The following is a 22,722-nucleotide window of genomic DNA, read 5'->3' as shown; positions in this document are numbered from 1 at the left end:
CGTAGCGAGTGGCGAGCATTCTACCGTTTCCGGCGAGCCTGTCAACCGGGTCTTTTCAAAAACCCTTGAAGAAACAAGCACTTCTGCCACTCATCACCGCCTGCAACGTTGCCCGTCGCCGGCAGCGGATGCGTACTTTACGGCTTCTCCGGGGGTGACGCAAGCCCTGCGGGGAAAAAGTTTCAGGGGCGTGACGGCACCATGACGCCACGATGACACTCACCCCGCCCGCCAGACTATCCACAGCCGGTTTCGACCAGTACCCGCTGTGGATATGTGGTCGCTGCCGCCACAGACACGAACGCCCGCACGGGGCGGGCGTTCGCGACATCGGCAGCGGCAATGTCAGGCGATCGTCACCCGGGCATAGCGCTTCTTGCCGGCCTGGATGACATAGCACCGCCCGCCGTCGAGCATGTGGTCCCGGGCCACCACCTGGCCATCGACCTTGACCCGACCGTTGCCGAGCATGTCCTTGGCCTGGGCACTGTTCTTGGTCAGCCCGGCCCGGTTGAGCACCGCGGCGATGGGCGCCTGGGCACTGCCCTCGAAGTCGACTTCCACCTCCGGCAGGTCTTCCGGCAGTTCGCCCTCGGCCAGCTGGTTGCCGGCGCTGCGATGGGCATTCGCCGCCGCCTCCTCGCCGTGATAGCGGCCGATCAGCTCGCGGGCGAGTTCCATCTTGATGTCGCGGGGATTGGCGCCGCCCTCGACGTCGCGCTTCAGGGCATCGATCTCCTCATTGCTCTTCAGCGAGAGCAGTTCAAAGTAGCGCCACATCAGGCTGTCGGGCATGGACACCAGCTTGTTGAACATGGCGCCCGGCGCCTCGTCGACACCCACATAGTTGCCCAGCGACTTGGACATCTTCTGCACGCCATCGAGGCCCTCGAGCAGCGGCATGGTGATGACCACCTGGGACTCCTGACCGAAGTGCTTCTGGATCTCGCGGCCCATCAGCAGGTTGAACTTCTGGTCGGTGCCGCCCAGCTCGACGTCGGCCTCCAGCGCCACGGAGTCGTAGCCCTGGACCAGCGGGTAGAGGAACTCGTGGAGGGAGATGGACTGCCCGGACCTGTAGCGCTTCTCGAAGTCGTCGCGCTCCAGCATGCGGGCGACGGTGCTCTGGCCGGCCAGCTCGATCATGTCGGCGGCGCTCATCGAGGCGAACCACTCGGCGTTGAAGCGCACCTCGGTCTTGTCGCGATCGAGGATCTTGAACACCTGCTCCTTGTAGGTCTCGGCATTGGCCTTGACCTCCGCCTCGGTGAGCGGCTTGCGGGTGACGTTCTTGCCGGTGGGGTCCCCGATGCGCCCGGTGAAGTCGCCGATCAGGAAGATCACCTCATGGCCGAGATCCTGGAACTGGCGCATCTTGGTGAGCAGCACGCTGTGCCCGAGGTGCAGGTCGGGGGCGGTGGGGTCGAAGCCCGCCTTGATGCGCAGCTTGCGGCCGGAGGCCAGCTTCTTCTCCAGCTCGTCCTCGAGCAGGATCTCGTGGGTACCACGCTTGAGCAACGCTAGCGCGTCGGCGACATCGGACATGCTCTCCTCTCCACTCGACAGGGCGGCCCGTGTTCGGGGCGGCGATAGACTATGGCAATGGTGAGAGATGTTATCATGCCAGCCATCGACGGTTGAGCCCTTCCCGGGAGCCCCCCATGCCCCTGTTCATCGGCCTGATGTCCGGCACCAGCCTGGATGGCATCGATGCCGCCCTGGTCGACATCGCCGCAGACACCCCGCCACGCCTGGTGGCCACCCATGGCGCGGCGATGCCGGCCACCCTGCGCGACGCCCTGTGGCGGCTGTGCCATGCCGAGCGGGTGAGCTTCGCGGAGCTCGCCGCCGCCGAGCAGGCCTTCTGCGCGCTCCAGGCCGAGACGGTGGCGGGCCTGCTGGCCGCCAGCGGCACCGCGGCCTCGGGAATCGCCGCCATCGGCAGCCATGGCCAGACCATCGAGCATGCCCCCTGGGGCCATGGCGAGGGGCCGGCCTATACCCTGCAGCTCGACAACCCCAGCCTTCTCGCCGAACTCACCGGCTGCCGGGTGGTCGCCGACTTCCGGCGCCGCGACCTGGCCGCGGGCGGGCAGGCCGCGCCCCTGGCACCGGCCTTCCATGAAGCGCTGTTCCGCTCCGTCGAGGAGTGGCGGCTGGTGCTCAACCTGGGCGGCTTCGCCAACCTGACCCTGCTGCCCCCGGCCGGTGACGAGCGTCCACCCCTGGGCTTCGACACCGGGCCGGCCAACGCCCTGCTGGACGCCTGGCATGCGCGCCATCGGGGCGGACGCTTCGATGTGGACGGCGCCTGGGCGGCCTCGGGCCGGGTCGACGAGGCGCTGCTCGAGCGCCTGCTCGACGAGCCCTTCTTCCACCGCCCGCCGCCGCGCAGCACCGGGCGGGAGGTGTTCCATCTGGACTGGCTGACCTCGCGGCTATCGGGCGGGGAGGCGCCGGCGGATGTCCAGGCGACGCTCGCCGAGCTGACCGCCGCGAGCGTCGCCCTGGGCATCGAGATGGCGCGGGAAGCGCTGGCGGCCCCCCCGGCCGGCCGCCTGATCCCCTGCGGCGGCGGGGCCCACAACCCCGATCTGCTGTCGCGCCTGGCGCGCCGGCTGCCCGAGACGCCGCTGGAGGACAGTCGCGACCTGGGCTGGCCCGCCGACTGGCTGGAGGCCGCGGCCTTCGCCTGGCTGGCCTGGCGCCGCCTCGAGGGCCTGCCGGGCAACCTGCCCTCGGTCACCGGCGCCGCCGGGCCACGCGTGCTGGGGGGCGTCTACGCCCCCTGAGCGGCCACTGGAATGCCTCGCCCTAGTAGTCGTCCTCGCCACGCAGCGACAGATGGCTGGCCGCCTGCTTGGCCTCGGCCAGCCCCTCGCCCCGCTCGTCGCCGTACTTGATCATCATGCGCAGGTCGTTGGCCGAATCGGCGTGGACCAGTGCCACCTCCTCGGAGATGCGTCCCTCCTTGAAGTGGTCATAGAGCGCCTGGTCGAAGGTCTGCATGCCCTGCTCCCGGGACCGGGCCATGATGTTCTTGACCTCGGACACCTCGGCCTTGCGGATCAGGTCGCCGATCAGCGGCGAGTTGAGCATGATCTCGATGGCCGGGCAGCGCCCGCCGTCCACCGTGGGCAGCAGCTGCTGGGCGACGATCGCGCGCAGGTTCAGCGACAGGTCGAGCCAGACCTGCTCGTGCCGCTCGTGGGGGAAGAAGTGGATGATCCGGTCGAGTGCCTGGTTGGCGTTGTTGGCATGCAGGGTCGCCAGGCAGAGGTGCCCGGTCTCGGCGAAGGTCAGGGCGTGCTCCATGGTCTCCCGGGTGCGGATCTCGCCGATCAGGATCACGTCCGGGGCCTGACGCAGGGTGTTCTTCAGCGCCACCTCATAGGACTCGGTGTCGATGCCCACCTCGCGCTGGTTGATGATCGCGCGGCGATGAGGATGCACATACTCGATGGGATCCTCGACGCTGATGATGTGGCCACCGATGGTCTCGTTGCGCTGCTGGATCATCGAGGCCAGGGTGGTCGACTTGCCGGTGCCGGTGCCCCCGACCACGAACACCAGGCCGCGCTTGTGGTTGGCCAGCTCACCGAGCACCGTGGGCAGCGACAACTCCTCCAGGTGCGGAATCTCGAAGGCGATACGGCGAATCACCATGGCCGGCTGGTTGCGCTGCTGGAAGGCGCTGACCCGGAAGCGCCCCCGGCCCTCCAGGCTGAGCGCGAAGTTGGCCTCGTGCTCGTCGAGGAAGCGCTGGCGGGGCACCTCCGGCATCGAGGCCGTCACCAGTTCGTGGACCTGGTCGTTGCTCAGCCCCTGGTCGCCCATGGGCGTCAGCTTGCCGGCCATCTTCAAGGTCGGCGGTGCCGCCACGGAGATCAGCAGGTCCGAGGCATCCTTCTCGATCATGATATCGAGCAGCTGGTACAGCCATTCTTGTGCGGTCATGTCAGGACTCCTTGCCGGTCACCCGCTCAGCTCGCCAACACGCTCTTGGCCTTGGCCTGGGCCTCTTCGCGGGCCACCACGTTTTCGGCCACCAGGCGCGCCAGCGAGGCGTCGAGGGTCTGCATGCCCAGGTTGCCGCCGGTCTGGATCGCCGAGTAGATCTGCGCCACCTTGTCCTCGCGAATCAGGTTGCGCACCGCCGCGGTGGCGATGAGGATCTCGTGGGCGGCGACCCGACCGCCGCCCTGGCGCTTGAGCAATGCCTGGGAGATCACCGCCTGCAGCGACTCGGAGAGCATGGAACGCACCATGGCCTTCTCGTCGCCGGGGAAGACGTCGATGATCCGGTCGATGGTCTTGGCCGCCGAGGTGGTATGCAGGGTGCCGAACACCAGGTGGCCGGTCTCGGCCGCGGTCAGCGCCAGCCGGATGGTCTCGAGATCGCGCATCTCGCCGACCAGGATGACGTCGGGGTCCTCGCGCAGGGCACTGCGCAGGGCGGGGGCGAAGCCGTGGGTGTCGCGGTGCACCTCGCGCTGGTTGACCAGGCAGCGCTTGCTGCGATGGACGAACTCCACCGGGTCCTCGATGGTGAGGATGTGCTCGAAGCGATTGTCGTTGATGTAGTCGATCATCGCCGCCAGCGTGGTGCTCTTGCCCGAGCCGGTGGGACCGGTCACCAGCACCAGGCCGCGGGGCAGCATGGACAGGCGACGGAAGACCTCGCCCATGCCCAGGTCCTCCATGGTCCACACCTCGGAGGGAATGGTACGGAACACCGCCCCGGCGCCACGCGCCTGGTTGAAGACGTTGACACGGAAGCGCGAGACGCCCGGCACCTCGAAGGAGAAGTCGGTCTCCCAGGCTTCCTCGAAGTCCCGGCGCTGGCGATCGGCCAGGATATCGTAGATCAGCTTGCGGACCTCCCGGTCCTCCATGGCCGGGACGTTGAGCCGGCGGATATCGCCATCGACACGGATCATCGGCGGCAGACCCGCCGACAGATGCAGGTCCGAGGCGTTCTGCTTTGCCGAGAATGCCAGCAATTCGGTAATATCCATGCGTTTCCCCCTGCTCCCGGGATAAGGTGTTCTTAGTATGACAGACCTCGCGACATGACGGATCTGGTACTTTCCGATTCCTTGACCTCGGCCCGCCGCCGCCTCGCGGCGGCGCTGGCCGAGGCCGGCCGTGCCCCCGGCGAGGCGCGGCTGCTGGCGGTCAGCAAGACCAAGCCCGCCGCGCTGGTCCGCGAGGCCTGGCGGCTCGGCCAGCGCGAGTTCGGCGAGAACTACCTCCAGGAGGCCCTGGACAAGCAGGCCGAGCTCGCCGACCTGGACGACATCGTCTGGCATTTCATCGGCCCCCTGCAGTCCAACAAGAGCCGAGACGTGGCCGCCCGCTTCGCCTGGGTACACAGCGTAGACCGCGAGAAGATCGCCCGGCGTCTCAACGATCAACGCCCCGGGGAGCTGCCGCCGCTGAAGGTCTGCCTGCAGGTCAACATCAGCGGCGAGGCCTCGAAGTCCGGGGTGACGCTCGAGGAGCTGCCGGCGCTGGCCGAGGCCGTGCTGACGATGCCCCGGCTCGCGCTGCGAGGGCTGATGGCGCTCCCGGCCCCGGCCGAGGACCCGATCGAGCAGCGCCGTCCCTTCGCCAGGCTGCGCGAGGCCCTCGAAGCGCTACGCGCACGCTTCCCGGATGCCGACCTCGATACCCTCTCGATGGGCATGAGCGGTGACCTGGAGGCGGCGGTGCAGGAAGGCGCCACCCTGGTACGACTCGGTACGGCCATCTTCGGTGAACGCCGGCGGCCCGATACCAACGACTGATAGCTCACGACGCCGCCGGCCCGCCGGCGGTTCCACTCGTCGACCCAGACAGGACAGACTCCATGGCAAGCCAAGTCACCTTCATCGGCGCCGGCAACATGGCCAGCGCCATCATCGGCGGAATGATCGACAGCGGGTATCCCCGCGCGGCCATCACCGCCACCTCCCCCAGCGACGACATGCTCGCCCGGGTCCGCGAGAAACTCGGCATCCACACCGCGACCGACAACGCCACCGCCGTCGCCAAGGCGGATGTGGTGGTCCTGGCGGTCAAGCCGCAGATCATGCACGACGTCTGCAGCGCCATGCGCGACGCCGTCCAGGCGCGCAAGCCGCTGATCCTCTCGGTGGCGGCCGGCCTGCCGGCGGAGACCCTGGAGACCTGGCTCGGCGGCGAGCTCGCCGTGGTACGCTGCATGCCCAACACCCCCTCCCTGGTGGGCGCCGGGGCCGCCGGCCTGTATGCCAATACGCGAGTCAGTGAGGACCAGCGCCGGCTGGCCACCGAGTTGCTCGAGGCCGTGGGGCTGGTCGAGTGGGTCGAGGAGGAGGCCCTGCTGGAGGCGGTGACCGCCGTCTCCGGCAGCGCCCCGGCCTACTTCTTCCTGATGTTCGAGGCCATGGAAGAGGCCGGCGCCAGGCTCGGCCTGCCCGCGGACACCGCCCGCCGGCTGGCCATGCAGACCGCCTACGGCGCCGCGCGCATGGCCATGGCCAGCGACAAGCCGCCCGGCGAGCTCAAGCGCAACGTGATGTCGCCGGGCGGCACCACCGAACGCGCCATCGAGCACCTGGAAGACGCGGGCCTGCGCGAGATCATGCAGCAGGCCATGACCGCCTGCGCCGAGCGCGCCCGGGAGATGGCCGAGGAACTCGGCAAGCGCTGAGCCGGTAAGCATTCACGCGACATGGAGGAGCCCTGATGGGCAGTCAACTGGGAAACGCCGGCCTCTTGCTGGTCAACACTCTCGTCAACATCTACCTGTTCCTGCTGATGCTGCGCTTCCTGCTGCAGGCATCCCGGGCGGACTACTACAACCCCATCAGCCAGTCGGTGGTGAAGATCACCCAGCCGGCGGTGCGCCCCTTCCAGAGCTTCCTGGGCCCGGTGATGGGCCGCTTCGACCTGGCCACCCTGGCCTGCGGCTTCGTGATCAAGCTGGTGGCCATCATCGCCATCCTGCAGATCGCCGGCTACGGCATGGCCCCGGTGGACGACCTGGCCATCGGCGCCGTGGCGGCACTGGCCAACGCCATCCTCAAGATCTATTTCTTCGCGCTGATCGTGATGATCATCCTCAGCTGGGTGGCGCCCCGCGCCAGCCATCCCGGCGCCATCCTGATCATGCAGCTGGTAGAGCCGATCATGGCCCCGGTGAGGCGGGTGATCCCCCCGCTCGGCATGCTCGACCTCTCGCCGATCGTGGTGTTCATCGCCATCAGCCTCATCGATGGTATCGTGGTCGGCTCGCTGATCCGCGCCGCCGGCATCGTCGGCGCCCTGGTCGGCCTCTGAGTCAACGCCATAACAACGACTGGACACGACACGCCCGATGACCGAGCTTCCCCGCGATTCGGTCGGCCTGGTGTCGCCCGAGACGGCGCACTTCGACGACCCGCTTGCCCTGGCCTGCGGCAGGACGCTGCCGGCCTATGACCTGGTCTACGAGACCTATGGCACGCTCAATGCCGAGCGCAGCAACGCCATCCTGATCTGTCACGCCCTGTCCGGGCACCACCACGCCGCGGGCTACCACTCGCGGGACGAGCGCAAGCCCGGCTGGTGGGACGCCCATATCGGCCCCGGCAAGTCCATCGACACCGACCGCTTCTTCGTGGTCTCGGTGAACAACCTCGGCGGCTGCCACGGCAGCACCGGCCCCACCAGCCTCAACCCGGAGACCGGCGAGGCCTGGGGCCCCGACTTCCCGATGATGACGGTGGGTGACTGGGTGCACAGCCAGGCCCGGCTGGCCGATCGCCTGGGCATCGAACGCTTCGCCGCGGTGGTCGGCGGCAGCCTGGGCGGCATGCAGGTGCTGCAGTGGACGCTGAGCTACCCGGAGCGCATCGCCAACGCCGTGGTGATCGCCGCGACGCCCAAGCTCTCGGCCCAGAACATCGCCTTCAACGAGGTGGCCCGCCAGGCCATCCGCTCCGACCCCGACTTCTTCGATGGCCACTACGCCGACCATGGCACCCTGCCCCGACGCGGCCTCAAGCTGGCCCGCATGGTGGGGCACATCACCTACCTGTCGGAAGACGCCATGGGCAGCAAGTTCGGCCGCGACCTGCGCAGCGAGGACCTCAACTACGGCTATGACGTGGAGTTCCAGGTGGAGTCCTACCTGCGCTACCAGGGCGACACCTTCTCGACGTCCTTCGATGCCAATACCTACCTGCTGATGACCAAGGCACTGGACTACTTCGATCCGGCCGCGGTCCACGGTGGCGACCTGGCGGCGGCCGTGGCCCCGGCCGACTGCCCCTTCCTGGTGGTCAGCTTCTCCACCGACTGGCGCTTCCCGCCGTGGCGCTCCAGGGAACTGGTCAACGCCCTGGTCCGGGCCGGCAAGTCGGTCAGTTACGCCAACATCGATTCGCCCCACGGTCACGACGCCTTCCTGCTGCCCGAGCCTCGCTACCAGGCGGTGTTCGCCGCCTTCATGCAGCGCGTGGCCCGCGACCAGGGCCTGGAGGACCGCCCATGATGCGCGCCGACCTGAAACGGATCCACGCCTGGGTGCCCGAGGGTGCCAGGGTGCTCGACCTGGGCTGCGGCGACGGCACCCTGCTGGCCACCCTGGCCCGCGACAAGGGCGTCACCGGCTACGGACTGGAGATCGACCACGAGGGCATCACCGCCTGCCTGGCCCGTGGCGTCAACGTCATCGAGCAGAACCTCGACGAGGGCCTGGCCAACTTCGAGGACGATGCCTGCGACCTGGTGGTGATGACCCAGGCCCTGCAGGCGCTGCGCCGTCCCGACCGCATGCTCGACGAGATGCTGCGGGTCGCCGGGGAGTGCATCATCACCTTCCCCAACTTCGCCTACTGGCGGCATCGCGCCTACCTCGGCCTGCGCGGCTACATGCCGGTCTCCAGGTCGCTGCCCCATGCCTGGTACGACACGCCCAACATCCACCTGTCGACGTTCAATGACTTTGAACACCTGTGCCGGGACAAGGGTCTGATAATCGTCGACCGGGCCGTGGGCATCGGCGACCACGAGGGACACTGGACCTCGCGGTGGTGGCCCAACCTGTTCGGCGAGATCGCCATCTTCCGGGTGGCCCGCCGGCCGGGCTGACCCGGGAGATGACGCACGAGGACGGCTTTCGCGACGAGAGGGCAGACGGCATGACGATTCGACGGATCCTGGGGGCGCTGGTCGCCGGCCTGCTGCTGGCCGCGCCCCTGGCCCAGGCCCAGCAGTTCGAGCAGGTCGGCGACTACCAGATCCACTACAACGCCCTGAACACCAGCTTCCTCGCCCCCGAGGTGGCGGCGGCGGCGGGCATCCAGCGCAGTCGCGTCACCGGGATGCTCAACGTCAGCGTGCTGCAGGAACAGGATCAGGGCGCGCCCCGCGCGGTGAATGCCCGGGTCGACGGCCAGGTCAGCGGCCTGACCGGCCAGCCCCTGCCGCTGCGCTTCCGGACCGTGCGGGATGGCGACAGCATCTACCACATCGCCACCTTCCGCATCCACGAGGGCGAGCCGATGCGCTTCGAACTCGAGGTGGCCCCCGACCGCAATGCCGCCCCGGTCGACGTCGGCTTCATCCAGCGCTTCTATATCGATCGCTGAGGCTCGCCGGGGCACGCCCGCGCGAGGTCGACCGGCAGCGCCTCGCCGAGCGTGACGGCGCATGGCCGGCCATCCTCGCGGGCGAAGCGGCAGGCCCGCGCCAGCACCTCCACGCCCCGGGCGGCGACCCGCCGCAACGCCTCGGCATAGGCCGGGTCCAGATGGGTGGCCGGGGCCACGCTGCCGATGCCCTCGTGAGCCACGCAGAACAGCAGCACGGCGCGCTGCCCCGCGGCGGCGAGCCCCGCCAGCACCTCGAGGTGCCGGCGCCCGCGCTCACTGACCGCGTCGGGAAAGTAGCCGTGGCCATCCGTCTCGCGCAATGTCACCTGCTTGACCTCGACATGGGCCACCGCGCCGTCCCCGTCCCCCAGCCGGAAATCCAGTCGAGCGCGATGGGCGCCCTCGACCCGGACCTCGCGCCTGAGCGTGCCCAGCCCGGCCAGTTCCTCGATGCCACCGGCCACCAGCGCCTCCTCGACGATGCGGTTGGCCCGTCCGGTGTGCACCGAGGCCAGCGCCAGGGTGCCCTCCGGCTGGGGCAGCTCGATCAGCTCCCAGGTCCAGGCCAGCTTGCGCCGCGGATCGTCGCTGGGCGACAGCCACACCCGGCAGCCCGGGACATTGACCGCCCGCATGGAGCCGGTGTTGGGACAATGGGCGACCACCTCGCGGCCGTCGTCGAGGCGCACGTCGGCCAGGAAGCGCTTGTAGCGCCGCAGCAGGGTGCCGGGCACCAGCGCCGGATAGCGCATCAGGCGCCCCCCTGCCGGGCCAGGAAGCGCCCGAGGCGCGCCACCGCCTCCTCCAGCCGGGCGATGTCGGTGGTGAAGGCGATGCGCACATGGTGCTCGCCGCCCCGCACGGCGAAGTCGGTGCCCGGGGTGATGGCGACGTTCTCCTCCTCCAGCAGGCGCCGGCAGAAGGCCTCGCTGTCGCGGCTGTAGCGGGCGATGTCGAGCCACAGGTAGAAGGCCCCCTGGGGCGGCAGGTCCGGCGCCAGCCCGAGGCCCGCCAGGCCGGCGAGCAGGGCGTCGCGGCGGCGCTGAAGCTCGCCGCGGCGCGCCTCCAGCAGCTCGCGGCACGCGGGGCTGAAGGCCGCCAGGGCGGCGTGCTGGGCCGGGGTGGGGGCGGCCAGGAAGACGTTCTGGGCCAGCCGGGTGAGCGGCTCGACGGCCGCCTCGGGGGCCACCAGCCAGCCCAGGCGCCAGCCGGTCATGCCGAAGTACTTGGAGAAGCTGTTGACCACGAAGGCCTCGGGGGCGATGGCGGCGGCCGAGAGCGGGGCCAGCTCGTAGCAGAGCCCCTGGTAGATCTCGTCCACCAGCAGGTGGCCGCCGCGGGCCGCCACCCCCTCGGCCACCGCCGCGAGTCCGGTCGCATCGAGCATGTGCCCGGTGGGGTTGGAGGGCGAGGCGAGCATCGCCAGCCGCGTGGCCTCGCCCCAGTGGCGTGTCACCAGCCCGGCGTCCAGCTGCCAGCCGCTCGCCGGCCCCACCGGCACGGCGTCGACCTCGGCCCCGGCCAGCGCCATGAAGTGGCGGTTGCAGGGATAGGTGGGATCGGCCATCAGCACCCGGTCGCCGGCCTCCACCAGCAGTTGGCTGGCCAGCAGCAGGGCCCCGGAGGCGCCGGGAGTGACCAGGATCCGCGCCGGGTCGACCTCGGCGCCGAAGTGGCGGGCATAGTGTCCGGCGATGGCCTCGCGCAGGGCCGGCAGCCCGGCGGCCGGGGTGTAGCGGGTCTGCCCCCGGGACAGCGCCTGCTGGCCCGCGGCCAGCACCGGCTCGGGAGTCGGGAAGTCCGGCTCGCCCACCTCCAGGTGAATGACATCGTGGCCCGCGGCCTCCCGGGCCTGGGCGCTTTCCAGCAGGCTCATCACGCGGAAGGGGGCCACGGCATCGAGGCGCGAGCTCCAGGGCATGGGGGGTCTCCTTGCACGGTACGGGCCGGCCCGTCGACGACACGCCAGCATGGCGGGCATCTTTCCGGCCTGCCATAGTCAAACTCTGCATGTTACGACTTTTGGAGTGCCGACGCAGTCCTCAGCCAGAGAGGTGTTGCAAAGCCCGGGTTTTTTCGCTAAACAAGCATCCCTTTGGCGTGAGATACCAAGCACCGCGTCGGGTATTGATCAGCAGTCACTCAAGTAACGAGGCAGTCCCATGCCAGTAGCAGAAAAGAAGATGGAAGCGCCCAAGAAGTTCATCCCGTACGAGCCGGCTCCGGGTGAAGAGTACATGAACGAGAAGCAGCTCGAGCACTTCCGACAGATCCTGCTGGGCTGGAAACAGGAACTGATGGAGGAGGTCGACCGCACGGTGCGCCACCTGCAGGAGGAGGCGAACAACTACGCCGATCCGGCCGACCGGGCGACCCAGGAGGAGGGCTTCAGCCTCGAACTGCGCACCCGCGACCGCGAGCGCAAGCTGCTCAAGAAGATCAACGAGACCATCGACAAGATCGACGAGGACGACTACGGCTTCTGCGACGCCTGCGGCGTCGAGATCGGCATCCGCCGCCTCGAGGCCCGTCCCACCGCGACCCTGTGCGTCGACTGCAAGACCCTGGCCGAGCTCAAGGAGAAGCAGCTCGGCGGCTGAGGTCCCGCGCCGATGCCGGCCTCACGACGGGCACCCCGGGGTGCCCGTTCGCTTGTTCGCCCGCTCGCCCCGGAGCCGTCCATGAACGCCTACCGCGGCCGCTTCGCCCCGACGCCCTCGGGGCCCCTGCATTTCGGCTCGCTGATCGCGGCCCTGGCCAGCTTCCTCGATGCCCGCCACGTGGACGGCCACTGGGGAGTCCGCATCGAGGACATCGATCCGCCGCGCTGTCCGCCCGGCGCCGCCGACACCATCCTGCGCCAACTGGAGGCGTTCGGCCTGCACTGGGACGGCCCGGTGACCCGGCAGCATGACCGCGACGCCGCCTATGCGGCGGCCCTGGCGCGCCTCGAGGCCCTGGGCCTGGCCTATCCCTGCAGCTGCTCGCGCAAGCAGTGGCGCGACTACCCGATCTATCCGGGCTGGTGCCGCGAGAGGGTCAGCGAGCCCGGCCAGCCGCTGGCCTGGCGGCTGCGCAGCGACCTGGGGCGGCGCCCGGTCAGCTGGCAGGACCGGCTGTTCGGCCGCCAGAGCTTCGACCCGGCCACCCTCGGCGACGTGGTGCTCAAGCGCAAGGACGGCCTCTGGGCCTACCAGCTGGCCGTGGTGGTGGACGACGCCGACCAGGCCATCACCGACGTGGTGCGCGGCGCCGACCTGCTCGACAACACGCCCTGGCAGCGCCAGCTGCAGGCGGCCCTGGGACTGCCGATGCCCCGCTACCTGCACCTGCCGTTGATCCTCGGCGGCGACGGCCAGAAGCTGTCGAAGCAGAACATGGCACCGGCCCTGCCGCAGGCGGATGCCGCCGTGCGCCCGCTGCTGCACCGGGCCCTGGACGTCCTGGACCAGGCCCCGCCCGCCGAGCTGGCCATCGCCCCGGTGGCGGAGCAGCTCGACTGGGCCGTCGCCCGCTGGGAGCCGGAGCGCCTGCGCGCCGAGTTCGAGCGCGCCCTGCCGGACGACGCCGCCACGTCCTGAGGAGAGGCCCGTGTACGTCTATCGCATCATGCTGTTCCTGGTCTTCGGCGGCTACCTGCTCTCGCCGCTGCTGATGAGCGGCTGGGGCAGCACCGGGGTCGCCTGGTACCGCCCCTTCGTCATCTGGGGGGTGCTGATCGCGCTGACCCTGTGGCTGGAACAGAAACGCAAGCTCGACGAGCGGCGCTAGGGCGCGTGAACCCTCGTCCGCCGATGGCGTTGCTGTCTCACCAGGCGTCGGGCCAGGCGACGGCCGCCATCAAGGGTGGCTCCCTTGACCAGGCCGTCAACGCCGCATGACGCCTGGTGAGGCGCAACCCGAAGGGCCGGGCCGGTGGCTGCGCAGCTCTTTGTTTTTCACGACTCATTTAGTACTACCAAACCACGTCGTTCACGCCGCGACCTGCACAACCACCGGCTCCGGCGCAACGTGCGTGCGATGGTTAACGCGCCCTAGGGAGACACCTCGATGAGTGCGAGCCTCGCCAGCCTGCTGGCCCTCGGTGTCGGCTACCTGCTGCTGCTGTTCCTGTGTGCCCTGGCCGTGGAACGCGGCTGGCTGCCGACGCGCCTGGTCCGCCATCCGGCGGTCTACACCCTGGCACTGGGCGTCTACGCCAGCGCCTGGGCGGTCTACGGCAGCATCGAGCAGGCCAGCCGCAGCGGCTTCGGCTACCTGGCCTACTACCTGGGCGCGGCCGGCGCCTTCCTGCTCGCCCCGGTGCTGCTGGTGCCCATCCAGCGCATGACCCGCACCTACCAGCTGGCCTCGCTGGCCGACCTCTTCGCCTTCCGCTTCCGCTCGCGCTGGGTCGGCACCCTGATCACCCTGGTCAGCCTGCTGGCGGTGCTGCCGCTGCTGGCGCTGCAGGTGCAGACCATGGGCAACGCCATCCACGTGCTGTCCGGGGCCGGTTCCCCCGAGTGGCTGGCCCTCGGCTTCTGCTCCCTGATCGCGCTGTTCGCGATCCTCTTCGGCGCCCGGCACAGCCACCTCAATGCCCGCCATGACAGCCTGCTGGCGGCGATCGCCTTCGAGTCGGTGGTCAAGCTCGGCGCCATGCTGGCCCTCGGGGCCTTCGCCCTCTATGGCATCTTCGACGGGCCCGCCGACCTCCAGGCCTGGCTCGACGGCCCGGGCCATCCCGCCCAGGCGGAGACCGCTCATCTGGACCCCGCCCAGTGGCGCACCCTGCTGCTGCTGTTCTTCGCCGCGGCCTTCCTGATGCCGCACATGTTCCATATCACCTTCGCCGAGACCCTCAACCGGCGCACCCTGCTCCAGGCCGGCTGGGCCCTGCCGCTGTTCCTGCTGCTGATGGCGCTGCCGGTGCCGCTGATCCTGTGGGGCGCGCAGCGACTGGGCATCGACGCCGCCAGCCCCGGTGCCGCCTACCTGGCCTTCACGCTGTCCTCGTCCTGGTGGGTGGGGGCGCTGGCCTTCATCGCCGGCCTCGCCGCGGCCAGCGGCACCATGATCATCATCTCCCTGGCGCTGTCGGGGATGATCCTCAACCACCTGGTGCTGGTGGCGCACCCGCCCATCGCCCAGCCCGACCTCTACCGCTGGCTGCGCTGGCTGCGCCGGGGGCTGATCGCCGCGGTGATCCTCGGCGGCTGGGTGTTCTACCGCACCGTGGGCGTGCACCACGACCTCTCGACCCTGGGCCTGGCCTCGTTCATCGGCATGGCCCAGTGCCTGCCGGGCATGCTGGCGCTGCTCTACTGGCCCGGGGCCAACCGCAAGGGGATGGTCGCCGGCCTCACGGCGGGCATGCTGGTCTGGCTCGCCGGGCTGTGGGTGCCGCTGCTCAGCCCGTTACCGCCGCTGGTGATCCTGCCCCCGGGGCTCGAGGTGCTGGCCGGCGACCCCGACTGGTACGTCGTGACCCTGGTCTCGCTGGCCGCGAACATCCTGACCTTCATCCTCGTCTCCCTGGCCACCCGCACCTCCGCCGGCGAGCGCGCCGCCGCCGAGGCCTGCTCGGTGGACGCGGTGATCCGTCCCATGCGCCTGCCGCTGGTGGCCGCCAACGGCGAGGAGATCAAGCATCACCTGGCCCGGGCGCTGGGCGAGGAGGTCGCCAACCGCGAGGTCGACCGCGCCCTGACGGCGCTCAAGCTGTCGCCCCTGGACGGCCGGCCCTATGCCCTGCGCCGCCTGCGCGACCGCATCCAGGCCAACCTCTCCGGGCTGATGGGCCCCTCGGTGGCCCAGGACATCGTCGACCGCTTCCTGCCCTATCGCCAGGATGGCCCCGATGCCACCGAAGACATCCACTTCGTCGAGAGCCGCCTGGAGGCCTATCGCTCGCGACTCACCGGCCTGGCCCGCGAGCTCGACGGCCTGCGCCGCTACCACCGGCGCACCCTGACCCGCCTGCCGGTAGGCCTGTGCGCCTTCGGCGAGAATGGCGAGCTGCTGATGTGGAACGACGCCCTGGCCGAACTCTCCGGCATCGAGGGAGAGTCGGTGATCGGCGCCCACCGCGACACCCTGCCGCCCCCCTGGAACGCCCTGCTGGGCCAGATCCTGGCCGAGCCCGCGAGCCACCTCTACAAGCAGCCGGTGACCCTGGCCAAGGGCCTGCGCTACCTGAGCCTGCACAAGGCCGAGCTGCACGAGGTCCGGCACGAGCCCGGCGGCAACGTCATCCTGGTGGAGGATCACAGCGAGATGAAGTGGCTGGAGGACGAGCTGGTCCACGCCGCCCGCCTGGCGTCGATCGGCCAGCTGGCCGCCGGGGTGGCCCACGAGATCGGCAATCCGATCACCGGTATCTCCTCGCTCGCCCAGAACCTGCGCTACGATACCGATGATCCCGCGCTGCTGGAGACCGCCGACCAGATCCAGCAGCTCACCGACCGGGTCTCGCGGATCGTCGGCTCGCTGGTGGGCTTCGCCCATGGCGGGCGTCACGTGGCCGGCACGCCCTTCGCCCCGGTGTCGATGGCCAGCGTGACCGACGAGGCCCTGCACTTGATCCGCCTCGCCCGCTCGGGGGAGGATATCCGTTACGAGAACCGTTGCCCGACGGCCCTCGAGGTACTCGGCGACGGCCAGCGCCTGCAGCAGGTGATGATCAACCTGATCGGCAACGCCCGCGACGCCAGCGAGCCGGGCGGCCGGGTGGTCATCGATGCCGAGCCCAAGGCGGGCGGGGTGCTGGTCAGCGTCACCGACGAGGGCCACGGCATCGACGAGCGAGTGCGCGATCACCTGTTCGAGCCCTTCACCACCACCAAGCCGGCCGGTGAGGGCACGGGCCTCGGCCTGCCGCTGGTCTACAGCATCGTCGCCGAGCATGGCGGCCAGATCGAGATCGAGTCCCCGCCCGCCGAGCAGGCGACCGGCACCCGCATCCTGCTGTGGCTGCCGCTCAACCAAGAGGATGGTGAAAGCCCCGATGAGTCGGATCCTGATCGTTGAAGACGAAGCCATCATTCGCAGCGCCCTGCGGCGGCTGCTGGAGCGCCACGACCATACGGTCAGCGAGGCCGGCGCCGTGTCCGAGGCGCTGGACCTCGACCCCCAGCGCTTCGACCTGGTGATCAGCGACCTGCGCCTGCCCGGCGAGCCCGGCACCGAGCTGATCAGCCGGGCCGCGCCGGTGCCGGTGCTGATCATGACCAGCTACGCCAGCATGCGCTCGGCGGTGGAGGCCCTGAAGCTCGGGGCCGTGGACTACGTGGCCAAGCCCTTCGACCACGACGAGCTGCTCGAGACCGTCGCCCGGGTGCTGCACCGGCAGGCCACCCACCGCGCCGAGCCCCCCGACATCACCGAGCCCGGCGGCCAGCGCCAGACCATGATCGGCAGCTGTCCGGCCATGCAGGCGGTCTACACCCGTATCCGCAAGTCCGCCCCGGCCGATGTCACCGTGCTGATCCAGGGCGAATCCGGCACCGGCAAGGAACTCGTCGCCCGGGCCATCCATCAGCAGAGCAAGCGCACCGACGCCGCCCTGGTCTGCGTCAACTGCGCGGCGATTCCCGAGACGCTGATCGAGTCCGAGCTGTTCGGCCACGAGAAGGGCGCCTTCACCGGCGCCAGCGCCGCGCGCACCGGCCTGGTGGAGGCCGCCGACGGCGGTACCCTGTTTCTCGACGAGATCGGTGAGCTGCCGCTGGATGCCCAGGCTCGCCTGCTGCGCGTGCTGCAGGAGGGCGAGATCCGCAAGATCGGTTCGGTGGAGACCCGCCACGTCGACGTGCGGCTGATCGCCGCCACCCACCGTGACCTGCGCGCCCTGTCGAAGACCGGCGAGTTCCGCCTCGACCTCTACTATCGCCTCAACGTGATGCAGATCGACCTGCCGCCCTTGCGCGACCGCGAGGACGACATCCTCGAGATCGCCGACGTGCTGCTCGACAAGGCCTGCCGCCGACACGATCGGGAGGGGCTGCGCCTGTCCCGGGCCACCCGGCGGGTCATCCGCGACTTCCCCTGGCCGGGCAATGTGCGCGAGCTGGAGAATGCCCTCGAACGCGGGGTCATCCTCGCCGAGGGCCACCTGATCCACCCCGACGACCTGGGGCTCTCCCCGGGGCCGGAGCCGCGCCCGAGCCCGGCGACCCGTCCCGCCGAGCCGTCGAGCCCCCCCTCCGGGACATCGGCGAGCCGCGGCGAGGCCGACGGCGAGGAGCCGGGGCTCGACGAGGAGGATCTCTCCCTGGAGGACTACTTCCAGCATTTCGTGCTCGAGCACCAGGACCAGATGAGCGAGACCGAGCTGGCCCAGAAGCTGGGCATCAGTCGCAAGTGCCTCTGGGAGCGCCGCCAGCGCCTGGGGATCCCCCGCAAGAAGGGGCCGAGACGCAGCGCCGGCTGACGGCTCGCGCAACGCCTCGCCCGCGTCAACCCGACCAAAGTGCTAGCGCCCGCGGCGCCTGCCGCGGGCGCCGTCGCTGGGGTCTCGGCGGCCTCGCCTGCACCATCTGTTACCTTCCCACACACCCCTTGCCCCATGATGGCGCCGATGGGGTAACACATGACCAGCCTGCGCCGCGGCTCCACCGAGAGCGAAAACACAACCACCTGTTTTCAAGGTATTTTTTAGATTCTGGCATGCCCTCTGCAATATTCCAGGGCAAGAAAAACAATTTCCGGATGTCACCCTCGACCCCCAACAACAACAAGGTCGATGCGAGGTGGCAGGGGGCCCGACCCGACAACAACGACAAGACACCGGGCCCGCGACTCTTGAGCGCAACGTCGACAACAAGCACAACAGCGACCCAGAGCGCCAGTCCTTCGAGGTCAACAACAACAACACGCTCGAAGCCCGGAACCAGGACGCGACGCACCGCCATCGGCCACCACCAACAACAAGGGCCGCCGTGGTGCACCCCCGTCAACAAGAACAAGACGTCGGGGGAAGGCATGACACACCATGCCGTCGTGGTTGGACTATTGTTTTGAATACGAGGCGGTCGCCGTCAGGAGCGTCAACAACGACAACAACATTGCTTGCCTGAAATCTCCTTGGTGACTGTGGTGCGTATTCAAGGCGATGCGCCATCACGAAGAAGAATCAGCAGCAGGGATGCTGCATCTTGCTTGACGGGGGAGGCCAATGGCCTCCCCCTTTGCTTGTGCAGTCCCGTTGCCAGAGGCGCCCATGCTTTGCAAGGTATCGGCCGTCCGCTACACTCAACGGTTTTCGTACCTTCGCGAGTCGATAACGCCGCATGATCAAAGGTTTTACCCGCTTTCTGCAGAGCCCGGGCGAGCACATCAGGTCGCTGTTCGGCCCTCAGGATGCGTCGGCCGGCAACCCCGTGCTTCGCATCATCCCCCGCCAGGAGCATCCGGTATCGCGCCAGCACTTCAGCGATGCCGCGCTCAAGGTGCTCTACCGGCTGCACAACGCCGGGCATGAGGCCTTCCTGGTCGGCGGCTGCATCCGCGACTCGCTGCTCGGCCGCATGCCCAAGGACTTCGACGTGGCCACCGACGCCACGCCGGAAGAGGTCCGGGAGCTGTTTCGCAACTCGCGGCTCATCGGTCGCCGCTTCCGCATCGTCCACGTCCGCTTCGGCCGCGAGGTGATCGAGGTCACCACCTTCCGCGGCAAGCCCGGCGACGACCATGGCGACCATATCGCCCAGCAGTCCGACGATGGCATGCTGCTGCGCGACAACGTCTGGGGCAACATCGAGGAAGACGCCCTGCGCCGCGACTTCACGATCAATGCCCTCTACTACAACATCGCCGACTTCTCGATCCACGATTTCGCCGACGGCGTGCGCGACATCGAGTCCCGCACCCTGCGACTGATCGGCGACCCGGCGACGCGCTACCGCGAGGATCCGGTACGCATGCTGCGCGCCGTGCGCTTCGCGGCCAAGCTCGACTTCCATCTGGATCCGGCCACCGAGGCGCCGGTCCACGAGCACGCCCCGCTGCTGCTGCAGGTACCCCCGGCCCGGCTGTTCGACGAGGTGCTCAAGCTGTTCATGGGCGGCCACGGCGTCGAGACCTTCCGCCTGCTGCGCGACTATGGCCTGTTCGCCATGCTGTTCCCCGAGGCCGACGAGGCCATGGCGGAGCTGCCCTGGGCGGAGGCGGTCATCGAACGCGCCCTGGCCAGCACCGACCGGCGCATCCACGAGGAGCGCCCGGTGACCCCGGCCTTCCTCTTCGCCGCCCTGCTGTGGGGGCCGGTGCAGTTGCGCCAGCAGGCCCTGGAGGCGGACGGCATGCCGCCGATCCCGGCGCTGCAGGCGGCCTCCCAGCAGGTCATCTCGCGTCAGCTGCAGCACGTCGCCATTCCCAAGCGCTTCAGCCTGCCGATGCGCGACATCTGGGATCTGCAGCAGCGCCTGCCGCTGCGCCGCGGCAAGCGGGTCTTCCAGACCCGCGAGCATCCGCGCTTCCGTGCCGCCTACGATTTCCTGCTGGTCCGCGAGGCCGCCGGCGAGCTGGCGCCCGGGCTCGGCGACTGGTGGACCGCCTTCCAGGATGCCGACGAGCACGAACAGCGCCGCCTGCTGAGCAAGGTAGGCGCCGATCCGGCCAGCTCCCCCGCGCCCCGCAAGCGCCGCCGCCGTCGCAAGCCGCGCAAGCCGCCGACCGACGAATGAGCCCTGTGCATCTCGCCTGGATCGGCCTGGGCAGCAATCTCGACGCCCCCCACGCCCATGTCGAGCGCGCCCTGGACGAGCTCGACACCCTGCCGCTGACCCGTCGTCGGCGAGCCTCGCGGCACTATGCCAGCCGCCCGGTCGGCCCCGCCGACCAGCCGGACTTCGTCAATGCGGTGGCCGAGCTGGAGACGCGCCTGTCGCCGCTGGCCCTGCTCGACCAGCTGCAGGCCCTGGAACAGCGTCACGGCCGGGTCCGCGCCCGCCACTGGGGGCCCCGGACCCTGGATCTCGACCTGCTGCTCTACGATGACCGGCGGCTGTCGACGCCGCGGCTGACCCTGCCCCACCCGGAGATGGTGCGCCGCGCCTTCGTGCTGGTGCCGCTGGCCGAGCTGGCCCCGGCAATGCGCCTCCCGGATGGTCGCCGGGTCGAGGCGCTGGTCGAGACCCTGGATCGCCGGGACCTGCGCCAGGTGTTACCTTTGCCATGAGCGCACCGCACATGGTGTTACCTATCGACACTTCCGCCGGGTTCGGGTAACAATTGCGGGTTACACAGGGGCCCCGACGCCCCACCGACGACACGAGAGCACGCCATGAAAACCGTCACCCTGAGCACGCTGCAGGCCTTCAAGCGCGCCGGTGAGACCTTCAGCTGCCTGACCGCCTATGACGCCACCTTCGCCCATGCCGCCCATCAGGCCGGCGTCGAGGTGCTGCTGGTCGGGGATTCCCTGGGCATGGTCCTGCAGGGTCACACCAGCACGCTGCCGGTGACCCTGGAGGATGTCTGCTATCACACGCGTTGCGTGGCGCGCGGCAAGGGCGCGAGCCTGCTGATGGTCGACCTGCCGTTCATGAGCAATGCCAGCACCGAGCGCCTGCTGGAGGATGCCGGCGAGCTGATGCGCGCCGGGGCCGAGCTGGTCAAGGTGGAGGGCGAGGCCTGGATGGCCGACGACATCCGCGAGCTGACTCGCCGCGGCGTGCCGGTCTGCGCCCACCTGGGACTGACCCCGCAGACCGTCTATCAGTTGGGCGGCTACAAGGTGCAGGGCCGCGATGCCGACCAGGCCAGTCGCATCCTCGAGGACGCCCACGTGCTGGTCGAGGCCGGTGCCTCGGTGATCCTGCTCGAGTGCGTGCCGGCGAGCCTGGGGCGCGCCGTGGCCGAGGCCCTCGAGGTGCCGGTGATCGGCATCGGCGCCGGCCCGGACGTGGACGGCCAGATCCTGGTGATGCATGACGTGCTCGGCGTGACCGCCGGGCGTAGCCCGCGCTTCGTCAAGAACTTCATGGCGGAGGCCGACGACATCCCGGGCGCCTTCCGGCGCTACCACGAGGACGTCAAGGCGCGGCGCTTCCCCGCCGAGGAGCACTGTTTCTGATGCGCACCCTGCACGCGATCCCGGCGCTGCGCGAGCGCCTGGCGGCGCACCGCCGCGCGGGCCGCACCATCGGCCTGGTACCGACCATGGGCAACCTCCACGACGGCCACCTGGCGCTGGTTGCCGAGGCCCGGCGCCGGGCCGACGTGGTGGTGGCGACCATCTTCGTCAACCCCATGCAGTTCGGCCCCGGCGAGGACCTGGACGCCTATCCGCGCACCCTCGCCGAGGACCAGGCACGGCTCGAGGCGGCCGGCTGCGACCTGCTGTTCGCCCCCGACGAGGCCACGGTCTACCCCCGCGGCCTCGCCGCCCAGACTCGGGTCAGCGTGCCGGACGTCTCCGAGGGGCTGTGCGGCGGGGCGCGACCCGGCCACTTCGATGGCGTGGCCACCATCGTGACCATGCTCTTCCACCTGGTGCAGCCCGACGTGGCCTGCTTCGGCGAGAAGGACTATCAGCAGCTGGCGGTGATCCGCCGCCTGGTGGACGACCTGCACCTGCCGGTGGCGGTGGTCGGCGTGCCCATCGTGCGCGCCGCGGACGGGCTGGCCCTGTCGTCGCGCAACGGCTACCTGAGCGACGCCCAGCGCGCCGTGGCGCCCCGCCTGTACCAGACCCTGGCCGAGCTGCGCCGGGCCCTGGAGGCCGGCGAGGCACCGGCCACGACCCTCGCGGCCGGCCTCGACCGCCTGCGCGAGGCGGGTTTCGCCCCCGATTACCTGGAGCTGCGCGCCGCCGACCTGGGGCCGGTCGAGCAGACGACGCGCGAGGCCGTGCTGCTGGCGGCGGCGCGCCTGGGCCCGACCCGACTGATCGACAACCTGTCGCTGACCCTCCCCCGCTGAGGGCCGGGCCCTCGCCACGCGAGGAATTGCCTTCCCTGCGGGCCACCCTGCGCCAGGCCAAGCCGCACCTGGCCCGCCTCTCCCCTGCCGTCCTCGACTATCAGGTCTCCTGCGCCTTCGACGCCGCGCGGCCTCTCCCCGCACTCGCCTATACTGAAGTTCCGCGATTTTCCTCTCACCGGGGGATTGCCGCAGTGCACAAGCGTCCCCTATG

The 22,722-nt window shown here is 69.7% G+C and carries 22 protein-coding genes; 17 read left to right on the top strand and 5 right to left on the bottom strand.

Annotated features, from left to right (window positions below):
- The coding region (locus QWY76_RS02085; RefSeq protein ID WP_290309448.1) for a hypothetical protein at nt 1–205 on the top strand (205 nt) is incomplete at its 5' end.
- A 140-nt stretch (nt 206–345) separates the two neighbouring features.
- Here QWY76_RS02085 and tyrS read toward each other — a convergent pair.
- Entirely contained in the window at nt 346–1,545 is a 1,200-nt protein-coding gene (gene tyrS, locus QWY76_RS02080) for a tyrosine--tRNA ligase (RefSeq protein ID WP_290309447.1), read from the bottom strand.
- A 116-nt stretch (nt 1,546–1,661) separates the two neighbouring features.
- Here tyrS and QWY76_RS02075 point away from each other — a divergent pair, with 116 nt between their 5' ends.
- Nucleotides 1,662–2,792 (top strand): anhydro-N-acetylmuramic acid kinase, encoded by a 1,131-nt coding sequence (locus tag QWY76_RS02075; protein ID WP_290309446.1) that lies wholly within the window; start codon nt 1,662–1,664, stop codon nt 2,790–2,792.
- Between the two features lie 22 nt (nt 2,793–2,814).
- Here QWY76_RS02075 and QWY76_RS02070 read toward each other — a convergent pair whose 3' ends face one another.
- A complete protein-coding gene (locus tag QWY76_RS02070; protein ID WP_290309445.1) occupies nt 2,815–3,957 on the bottom strand; it encodes a PilT/PilU family type 4a pilus ATPase in 1,143 nt (380 codons plus the stop codon).
- Between the two features lie 26 nt (nt 3,958–3,983).
- Nucleotides 3,984–5,018 carry a type IV pilus twitching motility protein PilT gene (locus tag QWY76_RS02065; protein WP_290309444.1) on the bottom strand — a complete coding sequence of 345 codons (1,035 nt, stop codon included), beginning with the start codon at nt 5,016–5,018 and terminating at the stop codon, nt 3,984–3,986.
- 54 nt (nt 5,019–5,072) lie between these two features.
- Between QWY76_RS02065 and QWY76_RS02060 the strand changes: the two genes are divergently transcribed.
- From QWY76_RS02060 to QWY76_RS02035, 6 genes are all read left to right on the top strand, one after another.
- Nucleotides 5,073–5,789 carry a YggS family pyridoxal phosphate-dependent enzyme gene (locus tag QWY76_RS02060; protein ID WP_290309443.1) on the top strand — a complete coding sequence of 239 codons (717 nt, stop codon included), beginning with the start codon at nt 5,073–5,075 and terminating at the stop codon, nt 5,787–5,789.
- 62 nt (nt 5,790–5,851) lie between these two features.
- Nucleotides 5,852–6,676: a pyrroline-5-carboxylate reductase gene (gene proC, locus QWY76_RS02055; protein WP_290309442.1), complete on the top strand. Its 825-nt coding sequence runs from the start codon at nt 5,852–5,854 to the stop codon at nt 6,674–6,676.
- 35 nt (nt 6,677–6,711) lie between these two features.
- The gene (locus QWY76_RS02050) at nt 6,712–7,305 is read left to right on the top strand and encodes a YggT family protein (RefSeq protein ID WP_290309441.1); all 594 of its coding nucleotides are present in this window, start codon (nt 6,712–6,714) and stop codon (nt 7,303–7,305) included.
- A 37-nt stretch (nt 7,306–7,342) separates the two neighbouring features.
- Nucleotides 7,343–8,500, top strand: coding sequence for a homoserine O-succinyltransferase MetX (gene metX / locus QWY76_RS02045; RefSeq protein WP_290309440.1), 1,158 nt, complete (start codon nt 7,343–7,345; stop codon nt 8,498–8,500).
- Entirely contained in the window at nt 8,500–9,099 is a 600-nt protein-coding gene (metW, locus tag QWY76_RS02040; protein ID WP_290309450.1) for a methionine biosynthesis protein MetW, read from the top strand. The genes metX and metW overlap by 1 nt, the downstream gene beginning before the upstream one ends.
- Nucleotides 9,100–9,149: 50 nt before the next feature.
- Nucleotides 9,150–9,599, top strand: coding sequence for a DUF4426 domain-containing protein (locus tag QWY76_RS02035; RefSeq protein WP_290309439.1), 450 nt, complete (start codon nt 9,150–9,152; stop codon nt 9,597–9,599).
- Here the strand turns inward: QWY76_RS02035 and sfsA are convergent.
- Both sfsA and QWY76_RS02025 read right to left on the bottom strand, forming a co-directional pair.
- Complete coding sequence (sfsA, locus tag QWY76_RS02030; RefSeq protein ID WP_290309438.1) at nt 9,584–10,354, bottom strand: DNA/RNA nuclease SfsA; 771 nt, start codon at nt 10,352–10,354, stop codon at nt 9,584–9,586. The genes QWY76_RS02035 and sfsA overlap by 16 nt on opposite strands.
- Nucleotides 10,354–11,523 carry an aminotransferase class I/II-fold pyridoxal phosphate-dependent enzyme gene (locus QWY76_RS02025; RefSeq protein ID WP_290309437.1) on the bottom strand — a complete coding sequence of 390 codons (1,170 nt, stop codon included), beginning with the start codon at nt 11,521–11,523 and terminating at the stop codon, nt 10,354–10,356. The genes sfsA and QWY76_RS02025 overlap by 1 nt, the downstream gene beginning before the upstream one ends.
- Before the next feature lie 241 nt (nt 11,524–11,764).
- Here QWY76_RS02025 and dksA point away from each other — a divergent pair, with 241 nt between their 5' ends.
- The 9 genes from dksA (at nt 11,765) to panC (ending at nt 22,508) form a co-directional block, all read left to right on the top strand.
- The gene (gene dksA, locus QWY76_RS02020; RefSeq protein WP_290309436.1) at nt 11,765–12,202 is read left to right on the top strand and encodes an RNA polymerase-binding protein DksA; all 438 of its coding nucleotides are present in this window, start codon (nt 11,765–11,767) and stop codon (nt 12,200–12,202) included.
- An 81-nt stretch (nt 12,203–12,283) separates the two neighbouring features.
- Nucleotides 12,284–13,183, top strand: a complete 900-nt coding sequence (gluQRS, locus tag QWY76_RS02015) for a tRNA glutamyl-Q(34) synthetase GluQRS (RefSeq protein WP_290309435.1) — start codon at nt 12,284–12,286, stop codon at nt 13,181–13,183.
- A gap of 10 nt (nt 13,184–13,193) precedes the next feature.
- On the top strand, nt 13,194–13,373 hold the full coding sequence (locus QWY76_RS02010) for a hypothetical protein (RefSeq protein ID WP_290309434.1): 180 nt from the start codon (nt 13,194–13,196) through the stop codon (nt 13,371–13,373).
- A gap of 279 nt (nt 13,374–13,652) precedes the next feature.
- Entirely contained in the window at nt 13,653–16,613 is a 2,961-nt protein-coding gene (locus tag QWY76_RS02005) for an ATP-binding protein (RefSeq protein WP_290309433.1), read from the top strand.
- A complete protein-coding gene (locus tag QWY76_RS02000) occupies nt 16,591–18,015 on the top strand; it encodes a sigma-54-dependent transcriptional regulator (RefSeq protein WP_290309432.1) in 1,425 nt (474 codons plus the stop codon). The genes QWY76_RS02005 and QWY76_RS02000 overlap by 23 nt, the downstream gene beginning before the upstream one ends.
- Before the next feature lie 859 nt (nt 18,016–18,874).
- Nucleotides 18,875–20,269, top strand: coding sequence for a polynucleotide adenylyltransferase PcnB (gene pcnB, locus QWY76_RS01995; RefSeq protein ID WP_290309431.1), 1,395 nt, complete (start codon nt 18,875–18,877; stop codon nt 20,267–20,269).
- Nucleotides 20,266–20,763 (top strand): 2-amino-4-hydroxy-6-hydroxymethyldihydropteridine diphosphokinase, encoded by a 498-nt coding sequence (gene folK, locus QWY76_RS01990; RefSeq protein WP_290309430.1) that lies wholly within the window; start codon nt 20,266–20,268, stop codon nt 20,761–20,763. Before pcnB ends, folK begins: the two co-directional genes overlap by 4 nt.
- Nucleotides 20,764–20,868: 105 nt before the next feature.
- The gene (gene panB, locus QWY76_RS01985; protein ID WP_290309429.1) at nt 20,869–21,660 is read left to right on the top strand and encodes a 3-methyl-2-oxobutanoate hydroxymethyltransferase; all 792 of its coding nucleotides are present in this window, start codon (nt 20,869–20,871) and stop codon (nt 21,658–21,660) included.
- Complete coding sequence (panC, locus tag QWY76_RS01980) at nt 21,660–22,508, top strand: pantoate--beta-alanine ligase (RefSeq protein ID WP_290309428.1); 849 nt, start codon at nt 21,660–21,662, stop codon at nt 22,506–22,508. Before panB ends, panC begins: the two co-directional genes overlap by 1 nt.
- Nucleotides 22,509–22,722 lie beyond the last annotated feature (214 nt).

This window comes from Halomonas maura, assembly GCF_030409305.1.
Lineage (GTDB): Bacteria > Pseudomonadota > Gammaproteobacteria > Pseudomonadales > Halomonadaceae > Halomonas > Halomonas maura.
Note: the sequence above shows the minus strand (reverse complement) of the source record. Positions and strands in the feature narration are given on the sequence as shown.

Coding starts and splice junctions, on each gene's coding strand:
- tyrS (WP_290309447.1), bottom strand. CDS start 1,545: ATGTCCGATGTCGCCGACGCGCTAGCGTTGCTCAAGCGTGGTACCCAC.
- QWY76_RS02075 (WP_290309446.1), top strand. CDS start 1,662: ATGCCCCTGTTCATCGGCCTGATGTCCGGCACCAGCCTGGATGGCATC.
- QWY76_RS02070 (WP_290309445.1), bottom strand. CDS start 3,957: ATGACCGCACAAGAATGGCTGTACCAGCTGCTCGATATCATGATCGAG.
- QWY76_RS02065 (WP_290309444.1), bottom strand. CDS start 5,018: ATGGATATTACCGAATTGCTGGCATTCTCGGCAAAGCAGAACGCCTCG.
- QWY76_RS02060 (WP_290309443.1), top strand. CDS start 5,073: ATGACGGATCTGGTACTTTCCGATTCCTTGACCTCGGCCCGCCGCCGC.
- proC (WP_290309442.1), top strand. CDS start 5,852: ATGGCAAGCCAAGTCACCTTCATCGGCGCCGGCAACATGGCCAGCGCC.
- QWY76_RS02050 (WP_290309441.1), top strand. CDS start 6,712: ATGGGCAGTCAACTGGGAAACGCCGGCCTCTTGCTGGTCAACACTCTC.
- metX (WP_290309440.1), top strand. CDS start 7,343: ATGACCGAGCTTCCCCGCGATTCGGTCGGCCTGGTGTCGCCCGAGACG.
- metW (WP_290309450.1), top strand. CDS start 8,500: ATGCGCGCCGACCTGAAACGGATCCACGCCTGGGTGCCCGAGGGTGCC.
- QWY76_RS02035 (WP_290309439.1), top strand. CDS start 9,150: ATGACGATTCGACGGATCCTGGGGGCGCTGGTCGCCGGCCTGCTGCTG.
- sfsA (WP_290309438.1), bottom strand. CDS start 10,354: ATGCGCTATCCGGCGCTGGTGCCCGGCACCCTGCTGCGGCGCTACAAG.
- QWY76_RS02025 (WP_290309437.1), bottom strand. CDS start 11,523: ATGCCCTGGAGCTCGCGCCTCGATGCCGTGGCCCCCTTCCGCGTGATG.
- dksA (WP_290309436.1), top strand. CDS start 11,765: ATGCCAGTAGCAGAAAAGAAGATGGAAGCGCCCAAGAAGTTCATCCCG.
- gluQRS (WP_290309435.1), top strand. CDS start 12,284: ATGAACGCCTACCGCGGCCGCTTCGCCCCGACGCCCTCGGGGCCCCTG.
- QWY76_RS02005 (WP_290309433.1), top strand. CDS start 13,653: ATGAGTGCGAGCCTCGCCAGCCTGCTGGCCCTCGGTGTCGGCTACCTG.
- QWY76_RS02000 (WP_290309432.1), top strand. CDS start 16,591: ATGAGTCGGATCCTGATCGTTGAAGACGAAGCCATCATTCGCAGCGCC.
- pcnB (WP_290309431.1), top strand. CDS start 18,875: ATGATCAAAGGTTTTACCCGCTTTCTGCAGAGCCCGGGCGAGCACATC.
- folK (WP_290309430.1), top strand. CDS start 20,266: ATGAGCCCTGTGCATCTCGCCTGGATCGGCCTGGGCAGCAATCTCGAC.
- panB (WP_290309429.1), top strand. CDS start 20,869: ATGAAAACCGTCACCCTGAGCACGCTGCAGGCCTTCAAGCGCGCCGGT.
- panC (WP_290309428.1), top strand. CDS start 21,660: ATGCGCACCCTGCACGCGATCCCGGCGCTGCGCGAGCGCCTGGCGGCG.